At 66.8% G+C, this 17,058-nt stretch carries 16 protein-coding genes; 9 read left to right on the forward strand and 7 right to left on the reverse strand.

Going from position 1 to position 17,058, the window contains the following annotated elements; translation table 11 throughout:
- Nucleotides 1-6 precede the first annotated feature (6 nt).
- The 7 genes from ACQY8M_RS05175 to ACQY8M_RS05205 all read left to right on the forward strand — a co-directional run bounded on the left by ACQY8M_RS05175 (nt 7) and on the right by ACQY8M_RS05205 (nt 7,438).
- Nucleotides 7-348 (forward strand): hypothetical protein, encoded by a 342-nt coding sequence (locus tag ACQY8M_RS05175; RefSeq protein WP_428669544.1) that lies wholly within the window; start codon nt 7-9, stop codon nt 346-348.
- 161 nt (nt 349-509) lie between these two features.
- Nucleotides 510-1,685, forward strand: a complete 1,176-nt coding sequence (locus tag ACQY8M_RS05180; protein ID WP_428669546.1) for a TolC family protein — start codon at nt 510-512, stop codon at nt 1,683-1,685.
- The gene (ihpB, locus tag ACQY8M_RS05185) at nt 1,682-2,644 is read left to right on the forward strand and encodes a divalent metal ion exporter adaptor subunit IhpB (protein WP_428669548.1); all 963 of its coding nucleotides are present in this window, start codon (nt 1,682-1,684) and stop codon (nt 2,642-2,644) included. Before ACQY8M_RS05180 ends, ihpB begins: the two co-directional genes overlap by 4 nt.
- A 9-nt stretch (nt 2,645-2,653) precedes the next feature.
- Nucleotides 2,654-5,839, forward strand: a complete 3,186-nt coding sequence (locus tag ACQY8M_RS05190; RefSeq protein ID WP_428669550.1) for an efflux RND transporter permease subunit — start codon at nt 2,654-2,656, stop codon at nt 5,837-5,839.
- Entirely contained in the window at nt 5,836-6,201 is a 366-nt protein-coding gene (locus ACQY8M_RS05195) for a hypothetical protein (RefSeq protein WP_428669552.1), read from the forward strand. Before ACQY8M_RS05190 ends, ACQY8M_RS05195 begins: the two co-directional genes overlap by 4 nt.
- 11 nt (nt 6,202-6,212) lie before the next feature.
- A complete protein-coding gene (locus ACQY8M_RS05200) occupies nt 6,213-6,581 on the forward strand; it encodes a hypothetical protein (protein WP_428669555.1) in 369 nt (122 codons plus the stop codon).
- Between the two features lie 278 nt (nt 6,582-6,859).
- Nucleotides 6,860-7,438: a nucleotide exchange factor GrpE gene (locus ACQY8M_RS05205; RefSeq protein WP_428669557.1), complete on the forward strand. Its 579-nt coding sequence runs from the start codon at nt 6,860-6,862 to the stop codon at nt 7,436-7,438.
- A 16-nt stretch (nt 7,439-7,454) separates the two neighbouring features.
- Here ACQY8M_RS05205 and ACQY8M_RS05210 read toward each other — a convergent pair whose 3' ends face one another.
- Nucleotides 7,455-7,853 carry a hypothetical protein gene (locus ACQY8M_RS05210; RefSeq protein WP_428669559.1) on the reverse strand — a complete coding sequence of 133 codons (399 nt, stop codon included), beginning with the start codon at nt 7,851-7,853 and terminating at the stop codon, nt 7,455-7,457.
- Between the two features lie 101 nt (nt 7,854-7,954).
- Nucleotides 7,955-8,545, reverse strand: a complete 591-nt coding sequence (locus ACQY8M_RS05215) for an alpha-ketoglutarate-dependent dioxygenase AlkB (RefSeq protein WP_428669561.1) — start codon at nt 8,543-8,545, stop codon at nt 7,955-7,957.
- 210 nt (nt 8,546-8,755) lie between these two features.
- Between ACQY8M_RS05215 and dnaK the strand changes: the two genes are divergently transcribed.
- Together dnaK and dnaJ are read left to right on the forward strand one after the other, a co-directional pair.
- Nucleotides 8,756-10,687 carry a molecular chaperone DnaK gene (gene dnaK, locus ACQY8M_RS05220; RefSeq protein ID WP_428669563.1) on the forward strand — a complete coding sequence of 644 codons (1,932 nt, stop codon included), beginning with the start codon at nt 8,756-8,758 and terminating at the stop codon, nt 10,685-10,687.
- A 92-nt stretch (nt 10,688-10,779) separates the two neighbouring features.
- On the forward strand, nt 10,780-11,910 hold the full coding sequence (dnaJ, locus tag ACQY8M_RS05225) for a molecular chaperone DnaJ (RefSeq protein ID WP_428669565.1): 1,131 nt from the start codon (nt 10,780-10,782) through the stop codon (nt 11,908-11,910).
- 99 nt (nt 11,911-12,009) lie between these two features.
- Here the strand turns inward: dnaJ and ACQY8M_RS05230 are convergent, their stop codons facing one another.
- From ACQY8M_RS05230 to ACQY8M_RS05250, 5 genes are read right to left on the reverse strand one after another with little or no spacing between them, the layout of a single operon-like run.
- A complete protein-coding gene (locus tag ACQY8M_RS05230) occupies nt 12,010-13,146 on the reverse strand; it encodes an AAA family ATPase (protein ID WP_428669567.1) in 1,137 nt (378 codons plus the stop codon).
- On the reverse strand, nt 13,143-14,120 hold the full coding sequence (locus ACQY8M_RS05235) for an ABC transporter ATP-binding protein (protein WP_428669569.1): 978 nt from the start codon (nt 14,118-14,120) through the stop codon (nt 13,143-13,145). The genes ACQY8M_RS05230 and ACQY8M_RS05235 overlap by 4 nt, the downstream gene beginning before the upstream one ends.
- Before the next feature lies 1 nt (nt 14,121).
- Entirely contained in the window at nt 14,122-15,150 is a 1,029-nt protein-coding gene (locus ACQY8M_RS05240; protein WP_428669571.1) for an ABC transporter ATP-binding protein, read from the reverse strand.
- A 1-nt stretch (nt 15,151) separates the two neighbouring features.
- Nucleotides 15,152-16,057 (reverse strand): ABC transporter permease, encoded by a 906-nt coding sequence (locus ACQY8M_RS05245; protein WP_428669573.1) that lies wholly within the window; start codon nt 16,055-16,057, stop codon nt 15,152-15,154.
- A gap of 2 nt (nt 16,058-16,059) precedes the next feature.
- Complete coding sequence (locus tag ACQY8M_RS05250) at nt 16,060-17,013, reverse strand: ABC transporter permease (RefSeq protein ID WP_428669575.1); 954 nt, start codon at nt 17,011-17,013, stop codon at nt 16,060-16,062.
- Nucleotides 17,014-17,058: the final 45 nt, after the last annotated feature.

Raw genomic sequence — 17,058 nt, forward strand, 5'->3', positions numbered from 1 at the left:
CCAAGGGTGTCGATCGGCCCGTCGCTCGCCTCTGAAACAAAGCGTTCGTTTGAGCGTGCGTTGCGGCTGGTTTGCGCGTTCGCTGTTGCTCTCGTGACGACGTTCCACGTCTGCAATGCCGCGAGCGGCAGGATCGTCGATGTCGTGACGGTGTCGGCCGAATCCGACGGCGGCTGCCCGTCGCCGCTCAAAGTTGTCGAGAAGTGCCATACCTGTGCGCTCGCGTCGCTGCCCGTGATCCTTTCCGTCGACCAAGTCGTCGAGGTCGTTCACGCGATCCCGGCAGGGGCGACTCTGCAAGTCACGCCGTTCGACCAACCCGCCATCGGCCCTCCTCCCCGAGCCTGATCCCGATCGCCTAGTCGCGCGGCCTCCTCCGGACGCTGCGCCCCGATCATCGGTGTTCAGGTCTCGTTATGACATTGCGTTTCATTTGGACGCTTTGCGCAGCCGTTGCTGCTTGCGCGTCCCCCGCCGCTGCCCAGCCGCAACGGCCGGCTCCCCTCACGTTGCCGCAGGCATTGCAGCAGGCTGCGAGCACCAGTCCGCGCCTGAGCGCGGCCGACCGCACCATCGGCATGAGCGACGGGCGGCGCGAGCAAGCCCGGGCGCTGCCGAACCCGACCCTGGGGTTCGACGTCGACAATCTCGCGCCCGGCGGCGCGGTGCCGGGGCAACCGGTCCAGACGACGCTGCTGCTGAGCCAGCTCATCGAGCTTGGCGGCAAGCGCGACGCCCGGGTGACAGCCGCCCTCGGCGACTACGACGCTGCACGGCTCGAGCGCGAGGCCACGCGCCTCGAGCTCTTCTCCGAAGTGACCATCGCCTTCGTCGGCGCGCTTGCCACTCAGCGGCGCATCGCCGTGCTCGATCGCCACGTGTCGGCCCTGGAACGGCTGCTGCCGCTGATGCAGCGTCGCGTCGACGCCGGCGCTTCCTCGCCTGCCGAGGTGACGCGGGTCCAGGCGGCGATCGGCTTCACCCAGCTCGAGCGCGAACGCACCCGGCTGGCGCTTGCCCAATCGCGCCGCGAGCTCGCGATTTTGATCGGCACCGATGCGCCCGATTTCGCCGCGGTCGCCGGCGATTTCGGCCGGCTGTCGCGGCCGGCGCCGTTCGATGCGATCGTCAAGGCGATCGAGGCCAGTCCGCAGCTCACGCGATGGACGGCCGTGCGTGCGCGACGCGACGCGGAGCTGCTGTCGGCGCGGCTGAAGGCAGTGCCGGACGTCACGGCTTCCGTGGGCTGGCGGCGCTATGACGATACGCCGGAGAACGCGCTGCGGCTGGGACTGTCGATGCCCATTCCGGTGCTTGACCGCAATCGCGGCGGCATTCGCGAAGCACAGGAGAGCGCCCGGAAGACCGAGGCCGAGCGCGCGATCAACCGGCAAACGCTGATCGGAATCGTCGGCAAGGCGCACGACAGCGCCTACAGCGCGCTGGTGCAGGTCGACCTGTTGCGGCGGGTGGTGCTGCCAGCGGCGCGCCGAACGTTGGGCACCATCGAGGCCGGTTACGACCAAGGCCGCTTCACCGCGCTCGAAATCCTCGATGCCTATCAGAAGGTCGCCGACGCCGAGCTGATGGAGCACGACGCGCTGGCCGGCCTGCATATCGCTCTCGCAACCATCGAAGGCCTGATCGGCGGACCTGCCGTTCAAGCCCAGGCACGGTCCCGATGAAGCGCTCGGTCGAATTCACCATCGTCGGGCTGGTGTGCCTCGCGGCACTCGCCGGAGCGGCCTGGTACTTCCGGGAGACGATCACCGCGCCCAAGGCCGCGGCCACGACGGCAGGCGAAGCCGGCGCGGAGGAGCACGGGCACGAAGAGGCGGTGAAGCTCAGCGACGCACAGGTCGCTGCCGCCGGCATCGAGCTGCTCCAGGCCGGCCCACGCGAGCTGAAGGAAATCCTGCGGCTCAACGGCCTCATCCAGCCCAACCAGGAAACCATGGTCAAGGTGGCGCCGCGCTTTCCCGGCGTGATCCGCAGCATGCGCAAGCGGCTGGGCGACAAGGTGAGAAAGGACGAGGTCCTGGCCACGGTCGAGAGCAACCAGAGCCTCACGGCCTTCGAGCTCAAGGCGCCAATGGACGGTACGGTGATCGATCGCGACGGCACACTCGGCGAGTTCGCCTCGGAGCAGAAGCCGCTTTTCACCATCGCCGACCTGTCGACGATGTGGATCGATTTCGCCGTTCACCGGAACGACTTCAGCCGGGTGCGGCCGGGCGACGCCGTCACGATCGATATCGGTGACGGCGGCGATCCCATCTACGGCAAGATCGACTACGTCTCGCCGATCGGCGTCAGCGACACCCAGAGCGGCTTGGCACGTGCCATCGTTGCCAACGGCGGCCGGCTGAGGACAGGCCTTTTCGTGAGCGGCCGCATCGTGCTGTCGGCTCGCCCGGTCGACATCGCCATCAGCGCCAGCGCTATTCAGACGCTGGAAGGCAAGACCGTCGTGTTCGTGCGCGACGGCGAGACCTTCGACGTGCGCGAGGTCGAGCTCGGCGGGCGGTATGCCGGCTGGGTCGAGATCAGGTTCGGGCTGCTGCCCGGCGACATCTACGCGGCCAGGAACAGCTTCGTGATCAAGGCCGAGATCGGCAAGGGCAGCGCGTCCCATGAGCACTGAGCGGCCCCGATGATCGACCGAATTCTCGTGTTCTCCATCGCAAACCGGTGGCTCGTCCTCTTCTCGGCGGTCGTGATCGGCGCGCTGGGGGCATGGAACTTCACGCGCCTGCCAATCGACGCCGTGCCCGACATCACGAACGTCCAGGTCCAGGTGAACTCGGTCGCGCCGGGCTACTCGCCCCTGGAAGTCGAGCAGCGCATCACCTTCCCGCTCGAAACGGCGATGGGTGGCTTGCCGAAGCTCGACCATACGCGCTCGCTGTCGCGCTACGGCCTCAGCCAGGTGACCGTCGTATTCAACGACGGGACCGACATCTATTTCGCCCGCCAGCTCGTGAACGAGCGGATCCAGCAGGCGAGGGACAAGCTGCCGCCCGGCACGGAAATCTCGATGGGACCGGTCTCGACTGGCCTGGGCGAGATCTTCATGTACTCGGTGGATGCCATGCCCGGCGCCCGCAAGGCCTCCGGTGAGCCCTATACCGCCACCGACCTGCGGACCATTCAGGACTGGATCATCAAGCCGCAGCTTCGCACCGTGCCGGGGATCGTCGAGGTGAACACGATCGGCGGCTACGAGCGGCAGTTCCACGTGCTGCCCGACCCGGGCCGGCTGGTCGCGTACAAGCTCACCCTGCGCGATGTCATGACCGCGCTGACGACCCACAACGCCAACGTCGGCGCGGGCTACATCGAACGCAACGGCGAGCAGTATCTGGTCCGCACGCCGGGGCAGGTCGCCACCCTCGAGGAGATCGGCGACATTGTGGTCGGCACACGTGGGACCGTGCCGGTGCACATCCGCGATGTGGCCGAGGTCAAGGAAGGCACCGACCTTCGGACTGGCGCGGCAAGCGTGAACGGCCACGAGGCGGTCGTCGGCACCACGATGCTTCTGATCGGCGAGAACAGCCGTACCGCCGCGCAGCGCGTCGCGGCCAAGCTGGCCGAGATCGCCCCCTCCCTGCCCGAGGGGGTGGTGGCGCGCACCGTCTACGATCGCACCAGGCTGGTCGAGGCGACCATCGCCACGGTCGAGAAGAACCTCCTGGAAGGCGCGCTTCTGGTCGTGGCGGTGCTGTTCCTGATCCTCGGCAACTTCCGGGCGGCCTTCGTCACCGCCTGCGTTATCCCGCTGTCCATGCTCGTCACCATCACCGGCATGGTGGAGAACCGCATCAGCGCCAACCTGATGAGCCTTGGCGCGATCGACTTCGGCATCATCGTCGACGGCGCCGTGATCGTGGTCGAGAATTGCCTGCGGCTACTCGCCCAGGAACAGCATCGGCGGGGCCGGCTCCTGACCCAGCAGGAACGGTTTGCGACCATCCTCGCGGGCGCGCGGGAAGTCATCCGCCCCAGCCTGTTCGGCACCCTTATCATCGGCGTGGTCTACCTGCCGATCCTCACCCTGACCGGGGTCGAGGGAAAGATGTTCACGCCGATGGCGCTCACGGTGCTGATCGCCCTGGGCGCCGCGGCCGTGGCGTCGATGACCCTGGTGCCGGCCGCCGTCGCGCTGCTGGTCACCGGCCGGGTCGCGGAGAAGGAAAGCCTCTTCATGCGCGGCGCGTTGCGGCTCTACGTGCCCGCCCTCGGACAGGCCATCCGCTTTCGTCACGTCGTGGTCGGCCTTGCGTTGCTGCTGGTCGCGGTCAGCGGGATCGCCGCCACCCGCATGGGCGGCGAGTTCATCCCGTCGCTCGACGAAGGCGACATCGCCCTGCATGCCCTGCGGATTCCCGGCACGAGCCTTACCCAATCCGTGCAGATGCAGGCGACGCTCGAGAGGGCGATCCTCGAGTTTCCGGAGGTGAAGGAGGTGATCTCCAAGATCGGCACTGCCGAGGTGGCGACCGACCCCATGCCGCCGAACGTCGCCGACAATTACGTCATGCTCAAGCCGCGCGGCGAATGGCCCGATCCCCGGCGTCCAAAGGCCGATCTCGTCGCGGCCATCGAAAAGCGGATCGAGCAGGTGCCCGGCAACAGCTACGAGTTCACTCAGCCCATCCAGATGCGGTTCAACGAGCTGATTTCGGGCGTGCGCAGCGATCTCGGCATCAAGGTCTTCGGCGACGACCTCGATACGCTGGTGTCGATTGCCAACCGCGTCCAGGCGGTCGTGCAGGGCGTTCCGGGAGCGGCCGACGTTCGCGTCGAGCAGGTGACCGGCTTGCCGATGCTGACCGTCAAGCCGAACCGGGCGGCGCTGGGGCGCTACGGCATTTCCCTCGCCGAGCTCCAGGAGGTCGTTGCCGTCGCGGTGGGCGGCAAGGAGGCCGGCCTGATCTTCGAGGGCGATCGGCGCTTCGACATCGTCGTGCGCCTGCCCGAGCATCTGCGGGTCGATGTCGATGCGATCGCCTCGCTTCCCGTGCCGGTGCCGCCGCCCCCGCCATCGGCCAATCCGAACCGCCGCGCGGTCGTCCAGACCGGAATGGTCGCCGCCCCGCCCTACGTTCCGCTTTCGGCCGTCGCGGAGATCGACGTGGCGCCAGGACCGAACCAGATCAGCCGCGAGAACGGCAAGCGGCGCGTCGTCGTGACCGCCAACGTCCGCGAGCGCGACCTGGGGTCGTTCGTCGCCGAGGTCCAACGCCTGGTAGCGGAAAAGGTGAAGCTGCCGGCGGGTTACTGGATCGGCTGGGGCGGCCAATTCGAGCAGCTTGTCGCAGCCTCGGAGCGCCTGGCGATCGTCGTGCCCGTGGTGTTGCTCCTGATCTTCATCCTGCTCGCGACCAGCCTGAATTCCGTCGCCGACGCTTCGCTGGTCTTCAGCGGCGTGCCGCTGGCGCTCACCGGCGGCATCGCCGCGCTGCTGCTGCGCGACATTCCGCTATCGATCAGCGCCGGCGTCGGCTTCATCGCGTTGAGCGGCGTCGCCGTCCTCAACGGGCTGGTGATCATCTCGTTCATCCAGAAGCTGCGCGGCGAAGGCCTGCCGGTCGGCGACGCCGTCCGGCAGGGCGCGATCACGCGGCTGAGGCCGGTGCTGATGACCGCGCTGGTCGCCTCGCTCGGCTTCATCCCGATGGCCCTGGCAACCGGCGCTGGCGCCGAGGTGCAGCGTCCGCTCGCGACCGTCGTGATCGGCGGGATTGCCTCCTCGACGATCCTGACGCTGCTCGTTCTGCCCGCGCTCTACGCGCTCTTCCATCGAGACGATATTCGACAAGGAGAGAACACGTGAAAAGACTCATGATCGTCCTGGCGCTAGTCCTTTGGTCCGGACTGGCCGGCGCACAGCACAACCACGGCACGAAGGGACCTAACGGCGGCAAGATGCAGGACGTAGCCGGCGTGCACATCGAGCTGCTCGTTTCCGGCAATGCACTGACGCTCAATGCCCTGGACGAGGACAACAAGCCGCTCAGCACGGCGGGCTATACGGCATCCATCCAGATCAGCGCAGGGAGCAGCCGCGAGACCGTCCAGCTCGCGCCGGCCGGATCGTCCCTCAAGGGAGAAGCCCGGACGCCGCCACTTGCCAACGCGACCTATCTGCTCGTCATCAGGACGGCGGCAGGCAAGTCCGGCCAGGCCAAATTCTAGAGCCGTCGGTCGTGGCGCAGCAAATGGCTACAGCAGCGCTCGTGAGCTCGTTCACGGAACATGTTCGATCTTGCTTCCGAAGAACCGAGCCTGACGCGGGATCAGCGCCGGCGGCGACGCGAACGCTGTTCGGCCTGGTTGCGCCTGCCGGTGCTGCAGGAAGCCACGCCGGCGCCAGGCACCGCTGGCACGACATTGGCAGCGAAGGAGCCCTTGCCACCGCATTCGCCTTCGCCGCGCTGGTCTGCTGGCTGCTGACCGAGGACCACGACATCCTGCTGAGAGGTGCGGTATCGAGCGAGCGCAAGCATCCGCGCCCATCCAGTGACGACGCAGCGCGGGCGTTGCGCTGCGCCCTCGAACTGAGGCTTGCGCTCTAATCCTGGAAGGGGACTCGCGTCTCGTCGGACCTAAAAGGCCTCGATGCGGGCATCGGGCTGCATTTTGGCACCATCGTCAGCGGCATCCTCGAGAGTGGCTTGCATCAAGAGTACGCCCTGTTCGGAGGCCGTCCAGCTGAACGGGCGAGGCGGCCGTCTGGCCATTGCATACTTGAAGCAGAGACACGCCGATTCCGGGTGCGATCAACGGGTTGACCGTACGCGGCGTCGTCCCTAAGTGAAGGCCGCAAAAGTATCACTCTTACTAGGGACAAAATATGGCCAGCGATTCAACCGCGGGCGGCGCCCCGGCTGACATGCCGCTCGACAGCCCCGAACCCACCCTCGACGTGCTTCAGAGGGTCGTGGAAGGGCTGCAGGCCGAGAATGCCGAGCTGCAGGACAAGCATCTGCGGGCGGTCGCGGAGAGCCAGAACATCCGCCGCCGCGCCCAACAGGACGTCGAGAAGGAGCGCAAGTTCGGCATCGAGCGCTTTGCGCGCGACGTGCTGTCGGTCGCCGACAATCTCGGCCGGGCCCTGTCGGCCCTCCCGGCCAATGTCGATCCGGCGGTCAAGAACGTGATCGTGGGCGTGCAGGCGACCGAGCGTGAGCTGCAGTCGGTCCTCGAGCGTCATGGCGTGACCAGGATCGAAGCAGTCGGCAAACCGTTCAATGCCGACTTCCACCAAGCGATGATGGAAGTCCAGGATCCGTCGGTTCCGAGCGGCACTGTCGTGCAGGAGCTGATCCCGGGCTACCTGCTGGCCGGCCGCCTCTTGCGCGCCGCCATGGTCGCCGTCTCCAAGGGCGGCCCGCCCCGCGTTGCCGCCGCTGACGCGAGCAACGACGCCTAGACGAGGGACGGTCTAGTCAGGGAAGTTCCAGCGGTTCGAATTGGGGATCGGCCATTCCGAGAATTCGGTAGGCCTCGGCGCGCGTGCTGACGACCTGGGGCCCAACGCCGCCGAACTCTTGCTGCGCCGCCAGAAAGGACTGGGCGAAATCGAGGGCGGCCGGCGTCGTCGCCACGAAAATCCGGGCTTGTCCTGCGGCCATTGGCGGCTGCCGGGAGCGCTCGACCAGCTGATCATGGGGAATGGCGACCGTCACCACGTCGGTGAGATCGATGATTCCGCGGACAGCCCCCTCCCGGCCGATCGTCAGCATGACGGCTCTGTCGCAACGGGCAATGTCGGCCAGCGTAAAGGAGCCTTGGAAACAGCTGAGGAGGACTCGGTGGGTTTGTTCAAGGAAAAGGGTGAACGCCACGGGGCCTCGCTTGCACAGGGGAGCCTACTGTCGCCGATCTGAAGTGTGAAGGTCCGTAACCGGGCTGCCGCGACCGAGCACAGAGGCGATTGTCTGTCGGCCTATGGTATCGTCACTCGGCGCAGGGTGAGGTTGATGCGGCCGCCCTCGGGCAGGAGTTGGCTGGTACCGGGCAGGATGCGGTCGACGCCGTGGAACCAGTGGCGCGACGGGCCTTCGAGGATCATCAGATCGCCGCTGCCCAGCCGGAACGACCGGGTCGGGCTCTTGCGCTCGGGGCCGCCGAGCCGGAACAGCGCCGTGTCGCCCAGCGATATCGAGAGGATGGGCGCGTCCTTGGCTGCCTCGTCCTGGTCGCGATGCAACCCCAGCCTGGCCGTCGGCCCGTAGCAGTTGATGAGGCAGGCCTCGGGGGCATAGGCCACCCCCGTCGTCTCGTTCCATAGTTCGAGGATCGGGCTCGGAATCCCGGGCCAGAGCGCCCCGGTGACCGGATGAGTTTCGCTGTAGCGATAGCCGCTGCGATCCGACAACCAGCCATGCGATCCGCAGTTCGACATCCGCACCGAATAGGGGCTGCCTGAGCGCGGCATGGCTGGGCTGTAGAGGGGCGCACGTGCCACGACGGCGCGCACCTCGGCCAGGAGGGTGCGTTGTCGTTCGACGGAGAGAAAACCGGGCAAAAGGCGCATGGACGCTCGCTTTTAGACCGCTCCATGCCTATGTGATATCCGCTGGGGTGAATTTCGCGGCTCCGGTGAGGCGATGCCATTGCAGGCCGCCCCACAGGACCTATATAGCCCCTGTCCTGACCCGGTCTTTCCGGCAGGTAACAACATCAACGGGGGTCGAACCGGCGCCTTTGGGGCTGGGCCGACTTGCTGGGAAAAGAGAGTAGAATCATGGCGAAAGTCATCGGCATCGACTTGGGTACGACCAACTCCTGCGTCGCAGTCATGGAAGGCGGCGACACGAAGGTCATCGAGAATTCCGAAGGCGCACGGACCACGCCGTCCATGGTCGCCTTCGCCGACTCCGGCGAACGGCTGGTGGGCCAGTCCGCCAAGCGCCAGGCGGTCACGAACCCGATGAAGACGCTCTATTCGGTGAAGCGTCTGATCGGCCGCCGCTTCGACGACCCGATGGTCGCGAAGGAGAAGTCGCTGGTGCCCTTCAATATCGTGAAGGCCTCGAGCGGCGATGCGTGGGTCGAGGTCAACGGCCAGCAATACAGCCCGAGCCAAATCTCGGCCTTCATCCTCGGCAAGATGAAGGAGACCGCCGAATCCTATCTCGGTGAGAAGGTCGACCAGGCGGTGATCACTGTCCCGGCCTACTTCAACGACGCCCAGCGCCAGGCGACCAAGGACGCCGGCCGCATCGCCGGCCTCGAGGTCCTGCGCATCATCAACGAGCCGACCGCGGCGGCCCTCGCCTACGGCATGGACAAGCGCAAGAGCGGCGTGATCGCGGTCTACGATCTGGGCGGCGGCACGTTCGACGTGTCGATCCTCGAGATCGGCGACGGCGTGTTCGAGGTCAAGGCAACCAACGGCGACACCTTCCTGGGCGGCGAGGATTTCGACCAGCGGGTGATCAGCTATCTCGCGGACGAGTTCAAGAAGGAGCAGGGCATCGACCTGCGCAACGACAAGCTCGCCCTGCAGCGCCTCAAGGAAGCGGCCGAGAAGGCCAAGATCGAGCTCTCCAACTCCAAGGAGACTGAGATCAACCTGCCGTTCATTACGGCCGACGCCTCAGGTCCCAAGCATCTCGTGATCAAGCTCTCGCGCGCCAAGCTCGAGTCGCTGGTCGACGACCTGGTGCAGCGGACCCTCGAGCCGTGCCGTGCGGCGCTCAAGGATGCGGGCCTGCAGGCCGGCCAGATCGACGAGGTCATCCTGGTCGGCGGCATGACGCGCATGCCGAAGGTCATCGAGGTCGTGAAGCAGTTCTTCGGCAAGGAGCCGGCTCGCAACGTCAATCCCGACGAGGTCGTCGCGGTCGGCGCGGCCGTGCAGGCCGCCGTGCTGAAGGGTGACGTCAAGGACGTACTGCTGCTCGACGTGACGCCGCTGTCGCTCGGCATCGAGACGCTGGGTGGTGTGTTCACCCGGCTGATCGAGCGTAACACCACGATCCCGACGAAGAAGAGCCAGACCTTCTCGACGGCGGACGACAACCAGACCGCAGTGACCATCCGCGTCTTCCAGGGCGAGCGCGAGATCGCCGCCCAGAACAAGATGCTGGGCCAGTTCGATCTGATGGGCATACCACCCGCACCGCGCGGCATGCCGCAGGTCGAGGTGACCTTCGACATCGATGCCAACGGCATCGTCCAGGTCTCGGCCAAGGACAAGGCCACCGGCAAGGAGCAGCAGATCCGCATCCAGGCTTCGGGCGGCCTCAGCGAGGCCGACATCCAGAAGATGGTGAAGGACGCCGAGCTGCATGCCGAGGAAGACAAGAAGAAGCGCGAGCTGATCGACGCCCGCAACCAGGGCGAGGCGATGGTCCACTCGACCGAGAAGCACCTGAAGGAGTTCGGCGACAAGGTGAGCCCCACCGAGAAGGCCGAGATCGAGGGTGGGCTGGAAGGGCTGAAGGAAGCTCTGAAGGCCGAGGACGTCGAGGCGATCAAGACCAAGACCAACGCGCTCGCCCAGTCGGCGATGAAGCTCGGCGAGGCGATGTACAAGGCCCAGCAGGGCGACGCGCAGGCGGGTGCCGGCGCGGGGCCGGGCGCGGCCGCGAACGAGGCGAAGGGCGAGAAGGTCGTCGACGCCGAGTTCGAGGACGTCACCGACAAGAACAAGAAGACCGGCTCCGGCTGATACCGGACGGTCGATCAAGGAACCGGCCCCCCGCGCAAGCGGGGGGCCGATCTGCTAGTTGGGTAGCGCAAGCGGGGGCTGCGTAAGGACACATGTCGCAAGACTTTTATGAGATGTTGGGCTGCAAACGGACTGCGAGCCCCGAAGACATCAAGAAGGCGTACCGCAAGCTCGCCATGGAGCATCACCCTGACCGCAATCAGGGCAACAAGGACGCCGAGAAGAAGTTCAAGGAACTCAGCCACGCCTACGACATCTTGAAGGACCCCGACAAGCGGGCGGCCTACGACCGCTACGGCGCCGCGGCGTTCGAAAGCGGCCACGGTCCCGGCGGGCCGGGCGGCATGAACGGCCAGGGCTTCGATTTCGGCTCGGTGTTCGGCGACATCTTCGATGAGATGTTCAACGGAGGCCGCGGCGGCGGGCGTCCCGGTGCGCGTGGCGACATGCGCGGCCAGGATCTGCGTTTCAATCTCGAGATCACGCTCGAGCAGGCCTATGGCGGCACCGAAGCCACGGTCCGGGTGCCGAGTTCGGTCTCCTGCGAGACCTGCCATGGCTCCGGCGCCGAGGCCGGCTCCAAGCCGCACCAGTGCCCAACCTGCAAAGGCCACGGCCGGCTGCGCGCGCAGCAAGGGTTCTTCACCGTCGAGCGCACCTGCCACACTTGCCAGGGCGCGGGCCAGGTCATCGACAAGCCGTGCAAGAGCTGCGCAGGTCAGGGCCGCGTGCGGCGCGAGAAGACGCTCAAGGTCAATATTCCGGCCGGCGTCGAGGACGGCACGCGCATCCGCCTGACCGGCGAGGGCGAGGCCGGCACGCGCGGCGGACCGGCGGGCGATCTCTATGTCTTCCTGTCGGTGCGCCGCCATCAGATGTTCGAGCGCGAGGGCGCCGACGTGCATTGCCGGGTGCCGATATCGATGGTGCAGGCCACGCTCGGCGGCAACATCGAGGTGCCGACGCTCGACGGCAAGGCGGCGCGGATCAACATCCCGGCCGGCGCCCAGGCCGGCCACCAGTTCCGCCTGCGCGCCAAGGGCATGCCGATCGTGCGCTCGACCCAGCGCGGCGACATGTACATCGAGATCAACGTCGAGACGCCGACCAACCTCACTGCCAAGCAGAAAGAACTGCTCAAGGAATTCGAGAAGGCCGGCAAGACCAGCCCCGAAGCCGACGGCTTCTTCAGCAAGGTGAAGGAGATGTTCGGCGGCGACTGAAGGTCTTCCGCTGGGGTCATGCTCTTCCGGACCGCGAGCCTCCGGCTCGCTCAAGCTCATGAGCGAGCCGGAGGCTAGCGGTCCGGAAGAGCATGAGCGCTACGCCTCGTCGTCGAAGCGGCCGATTTGCTTGAGGCCCTCGATCCAGGTTTCGCCGTCCTTCTTGATCACCGTGCGCGGCAGGACGCCGCCGTGCTTCTCGAGCGCGCCGGCGAGGCGCTCAGAGTGCGTCACAAGCCAGAGCTGCGTTCGCTCGGAGGCCTTTCCAATCAAACGGGCGAGCGGGTCGAGAAGATCAGGATGCAGGCTGCTCTCCGGCTCGTTGAGCGCAATGAACGACGGCAGACGCAGCGACAGCAGCGCGCCCGCGAGCGCGAGATAGCGCAGCGTGCCATCGGACAGCTCCTGCGCCTCGAACACGCGCCGCGGATGATCGGGGAAGACCATGCCGAACACGGCCTCCTTTCCCGGCAACGGCACCTCCAGTCGCGCGCCGGGAAAAGCGTCTTCGATCGCGCGGTCGAGATCGATCGTGTCACGGCGGATATGGATCAGCGTCGCCAGCACCGCTGCGAGGTTCGAGCCGTCCGACGCCATGGTCGGCGTCGCCACCGCGAGGCAGGGCCGACGCAGCGGCGAGGCGCTGTCGGTCCTGAGGTCGTGATAGAAGCGCCAGTCGAGCATGAGCTGCCGGAGCGCGTGCACGTCGGGAAAGCGCTGCGGCTCGTCGAATGCCCCCAGTGCCGTCTCCGAGGCCAGCAGATCGCGGCTGATCTCGATCCTTTTGCCGTCGGCATCGCGCGCCATCACCGAGCGGGCACGCCGTTCGAGCAGCCTGTGGCTGCGGCCACGGTGATGGAACAACAACGTCTCTTCCTTCACTGCGGGCTCCAGCGGGAAGGCGCCAGGACCCCCTGGGGACGGGACGCCGATTTCGACCTCGTAGACGTAGAGGACTCCCTCTTCCGCCGGCGCGCCGAAGCCGACCGACAGCTTGATGCGTGCCGGCTCACCGTTGCGCCGCTTGCCGGCCCAGAAGGCCGACTCCATGCCGCCCTCTGCCGCGAGCTCCCGCGCCAGAGTTCCGGCGGCCGAAGCTTGCAGCAACTGCAGCGCACGATAGAGGTTGGTCTTGCCGACGCCGTTGGCGCCGACGAACACGGTGAGCCGTCCCGTCGGGAAGCGGATCGAGCGGAGCGACCTGTAGTTGGCGGCGTGAATCTCGCGGACAATCACGCCACGAGGCTATCAACCCTTCCGACGCAGCGCACGAGATGGCCTTCGGTCGTCGCCGTCAGCGGCGGCGGCGCGGCCAGGCATTTCGGCTCGACGTACTTGCAGCGCGGCGCGAAGCTGCAGGCAGCCGGCACCTCGGCAAGATCGGGCGGTGCGCCCGGAATCGCCTCGAGCCGCTGGCCGCGCATGCCGCCATGCACCGTCGAGGCGAGCAGGCCGCGCGTGTAGGGATGGCGCGGCGCGTCGACCATCTGCTCGACGCCGCCCAGCTCGACCAGCTTGCCGGCATACATCACGCCGATCCGGTCCGAAACCTCGACGGCCACGCCGATGTCGTGGGTCACGAAGATCACGCCGAGATCGAGCTCGCGCTGCAGCTCGCGGATGAGCAGGAGCACCTGGATCTGGACGGTGGCGTCGAGCGCGGTGGTTGGCTCGTCCGCCAGCAGCAGGCTCGGATTGCACGAAAGCGCCAGCGCGATCATGGCGCGCTGCCGCATGCCGCCCGACATCTCGTGCGGATAGGCCTTCAGGCGCTGCGCCGGCGAGGGGATGCGCACCAGCTCGAGCAGCTCCTTGGCGCGCTTCCAGGCGTCGGACTCCGACTTGCCGGTGTGCCGCCTGATCGTCTCGGTGATCTGCTGGCCGATGGTGAAGACCGGATCGAAGGCGGTCGCCGGCTCCTGAAAGATCATCGACACGCGATTGCCGCGCAGGTTGGCCAGCGCGCTGCCGGTCATGCCGAGAACTTCGTCACCCTCGAGCTTGATGCTGCCAGACCAGCGCGTGCGGTGCTCGGGATGAAGCTTCAGGATCGAGCGCAGGGTGACACTCTTGCCCGAGCCCGATTCGCCCAGGATGCCGAGCGTCTCGCCGCGCTTCAGCTCGAAGCTGACGCCGTTCACCGCATGCACGGTGCGGTCGGGCGTCACGAAGGTGACGTGGAGGTCCTTGACCTCGAGGAGTCCGGTCATGTCAGGGCGCCTTGGTGTGGCCGGAGCCGCGGATGCGCATATGGCACGCCACCTCCTGTGCGCCGGTGTCAGTCAGCAAGGGCTCCGCCCTGGCGCAGACATCCTCGGCGAAAGGACAGCGGGTGCGGAAGCGGCAGCCCGATGGCGGATCGATCGGATTGGGCGGGTCGCCCTGAATCGGCGCCTCCTTGGTGCGTCGGCGCGGGTCCATGGTCGGCCGCGCCGAGAGCAGCGCGCGCGTGTAGGGATGCTGCGGGCTGCCGTAGATCGCCTCGACCGCGCCGATCTCGACGATCTTGCCGAGATACATGACCATCACGCGGTCGCTGAGATACTGCACGACGTTGAGATCATGGCTGATGAAGATGTAGGTCAGGCCGAACTCTTCCTTGAGGTCGACCAGCATGTTCAGCACCTGCGCCTCGACCGACTTGTCGAGCGCCGACACCGCCTCGTCGAGGATCACCAGCCGCGGCCGCAGCGCCAGCGCGCGGGCGATATTGACCCGCTGGCGCTGGCCGCCCGACAGTTCATGCGGATAGCGATCCGCGAAGTTGTCGGGATCGAGCCCGACCTTGGCCAGCAGGTCGCGCGAGCGCGCCCTGGCTTCGGCGTTGGCGAGGCCGTGCGCCTTGGGTGCGAAGGCCAGCGTCTCGACGATGGTGAGTCGCGGATTGAGCGAGGCGTAGGAATCCTGGAACACCATCTGCACCTGGCGGCGCAGCTCGTTGACGGTGATGCCGTGCGGCTCGTCGACCGGATCGCCGTCCAGCACCATCGTGCCCTTGTCCGGCTGGATCAGGCGCATCAGCAGGCGCGCGACGGTCGACTTGCCGCAGCCGGACTCGCCCACCACACCGAGGGTCTCGCCCTTGGCGACGGAGAGCGAAAGGTCGTCGACGGCGCGCACCACCTTGGTTGCCCGGCCGAGCAAGCCGCCCGGGATCGGGAAATGCTTGCGCAGGCCGTTCGCGAGCAGGAGAGGCTGGCTCGGGCCGCCGCGGTCGGCGGTGGAAAGCACGCTGTCCATGTCAGGCCTTCACGTCCATGGCGGCGCGGAGGCCGTCGCTCATCAGGTTGAAGCAGATCGAAGTGATGAAAATCATCACGCCGGGCAGCGCCGCCAGCACCGGATTGACGTAAATCGCCTGGCGCAGCGTGTTCAGCATCAGCCCCCATTCCGGCTCGGGCGGCTTGACGCCCAGGCCAAGGAAGGAGAGGCCGGCGGCCAGGATGATCGCCACGCTGATCAGGGAGGTCGCATAGACCAGGATCGGTCCCAGCACGTTGCCAAGCACATGGACGCGCACGATGGTGAGCGTGCCCGCGCCCGAAGCGCGGGCAGCATCGACGAAATCAAAGCCGCGCACCTGGGTCGTCACGCTCTCCGAGACGCGGCAGACCGGCGGGATGAAGACCAGGGTCAGCGCCAGCAGCGTGTTCTCCGCGCCGGCACCCATCGCGCCGGACAGCGAGATCGCGAGCAGGACCGAAGGGAAAGCATAGAATACGTCCATGATGCGCATGATCAGCATGTTCACCCGGCCGCCGAGGAAGCCCGCGGTGATGCCCAGCGCGCCGCCGATCAGGAGCGCACAGGCAACCGGCGTCACACCCATGAACAACGACAGCCGCCCGCCGTAGATCAGGCGGGAGAACATGTCGCGGCCCAGCTCGTCCGTGCCGAGCCAGAAATTCGGCGAGCCGATCGGATAGAGCCGGCGGATCATCGACGTCTTGTAGGGGTCAGCCAGTCCGAGCCACGGCGCCGCCAAGGCCGACAGCACGATCAGCACCAGGATGCCGCCGCAGACCAGGGTCACCGGATCGCGCCGCAGGCGCCGGCCAACCTGCTGCCAGTAGCTCCTCCCTCCCGAGCGGACCACCGGCACAGCGGCACCGGCGGTCATGTCGAGCGACGGACTTTGGATCGCCATCGTCAGCCTCGCTTGATGCGCGGATCCACCATGGTCTGGATCACATCGACGGTGAGATTGAGCATCATGAAGAAGAAGGCCAGCACCAGGGTCGTGCCCTGCAGGATCGGCAGGTCACGGCGGAAGATGGCGCTGTTGAGCAGGAAGCCGGTGCCCGGCCAGGCGAACACAGTCTCGATCAGGATCGAGCCGCCGATCAGGTTGCCGGCCTGCAAGCCCATGACAGCGAGGCAGACGGGCGCCGCGTTCTTCAGCACGTGGAACAGGATCTGGCGGTCGTTCATGCCCTTGGCCTGGAGCGCGGTGACGAACTCCATGCTGAGGATTTCCTTGATCGTCGAGCGCACCGTGCGGGTCATCACGCCGAGCGGGATCACCGACAGGGCGATGGTCGGCAGGATCATGTGCTGGATGTGCGGCCAATCGAGACGCCAGCCGGTCGCGTTCTCCGGCCCCAGCCCCATCGGCGGCAGCATGCCGAGCTCGACCGAGAAGACGATCACCAGCACGATCGCCAGCCAGAAATGCGGCACGCTCACGCCGACCAGCGAGATCGAAGTGACGAGCCGGTCGACGATGCGCGACTTCGCGTAGGCCGCCGCGGTGCCGAGGAAGACCGCCAGCGAGAAGGCGAGGGTGCAGGCGGAGATCGCCAGGATGATGGTGTTGCCGAAGGCCGAGCCGACTTCCTGCGCGACCGACCGGCCGGTGCCGATCGAGGTGCCGAAGTCGCCGCTCAGGGTGACCAGCAGCCAGCGGCCGTACTGAACCGGCAGCGGCTTGTCGAAGCCGTAATATTCCTTGAGCTTGTCGACCACTTCCTTCGGCGCATCGGGCGGCACGATCGCCGAGATCGGGTCGCCCGGCGCGAGATGGACCAGCGCGAAGACGAGCAGCGACACGCCGAAAGCGACCGGCACCAGGTAGATCAGCCGTCGCAGGGCATAGAGCAGCATCAGGCCCCTCGCATCGCTGGGAGCGCGGCTCTCCAGAGCCGCCCA

The organism is Reyranella sp., assembly GCF_965279465.1.
In the GTDB taxonomy this organism is placed as follows: Bacteria; Pseudomonadota; Alphaproteobacteria; order Reyranellales; family Reyranellaceae; genus Reyranella.

Coding starts and splice junctions, on each gene's coding strand:
- ihpB (WP_428669548.1), top strand. CDS start 1,682: ATGAAGCGCTCGGTCGAATTCACCATCGTCGGGCTGGTGTGCCTCGCG.
- ACQY8M_RS05245 (WP_428669573.1), bottom strand. CDS start 16,057: ATGGCGATCCAAAGTCCGTCGCTCGACATGACCGCCGGTGCCGCTGTG.
- dnaJ (WP_428669565.1), top strand. CDS start 10,780: ATGTCGCAAGACTTTTATGAGATGTTGGGCTGCAAACGGACTGCGAGC.
- ACQY8M_RS05190 (WP_428669550.1), top strand. CDS start 2,654: ATGATCGACCGAATTCTCGTGTTCTCCATCGCAAACCGGTGGCTCGTC.
- dnaK (WP_428669563.1), top strand. CDS start 8,756: ATGGCGAAAGTCATCGGCATCGACTTGGGTACGACCAACTCCTGCGTC.
- ACQY8M_RS05235 (WP_428669569.1), bottom strand. CDS start 14,120: ATGACCGGACTCCTCGAGGTCAAGGACCTCCACGTCACCTTCGTGACG.
- ACQY8M_RS05205 (WP_428669557.1), top strand. CDS start 6,860: ATGGCCAGCGATTCAACCGCGGGCGGCGCCCCGGCTGACATGCCGCTC.
- ACQY8M_RS05215 (WP_428669561.1), bottom strand. CDS start 8,545: ATGCGCCTTTTGCCCGGTTTTCTCTCCGTCGAACGACAACGCACCCTC.
- ACQY8M_RS05240 (WP_428669571.1), bottom strand. CDS start 15,150: ATGGACAGCGTGCTTTCCACCGCCGACCGCGGCGGCCCGAGCCAGCCT.
- ACQY8M_RS05250 (WP_428669575.1), bottom strand. CDS start 17,013: ATGCTGCTCTATGCCCTGCGACGGCTGATCTACCTGGTGCCGGTCGCT.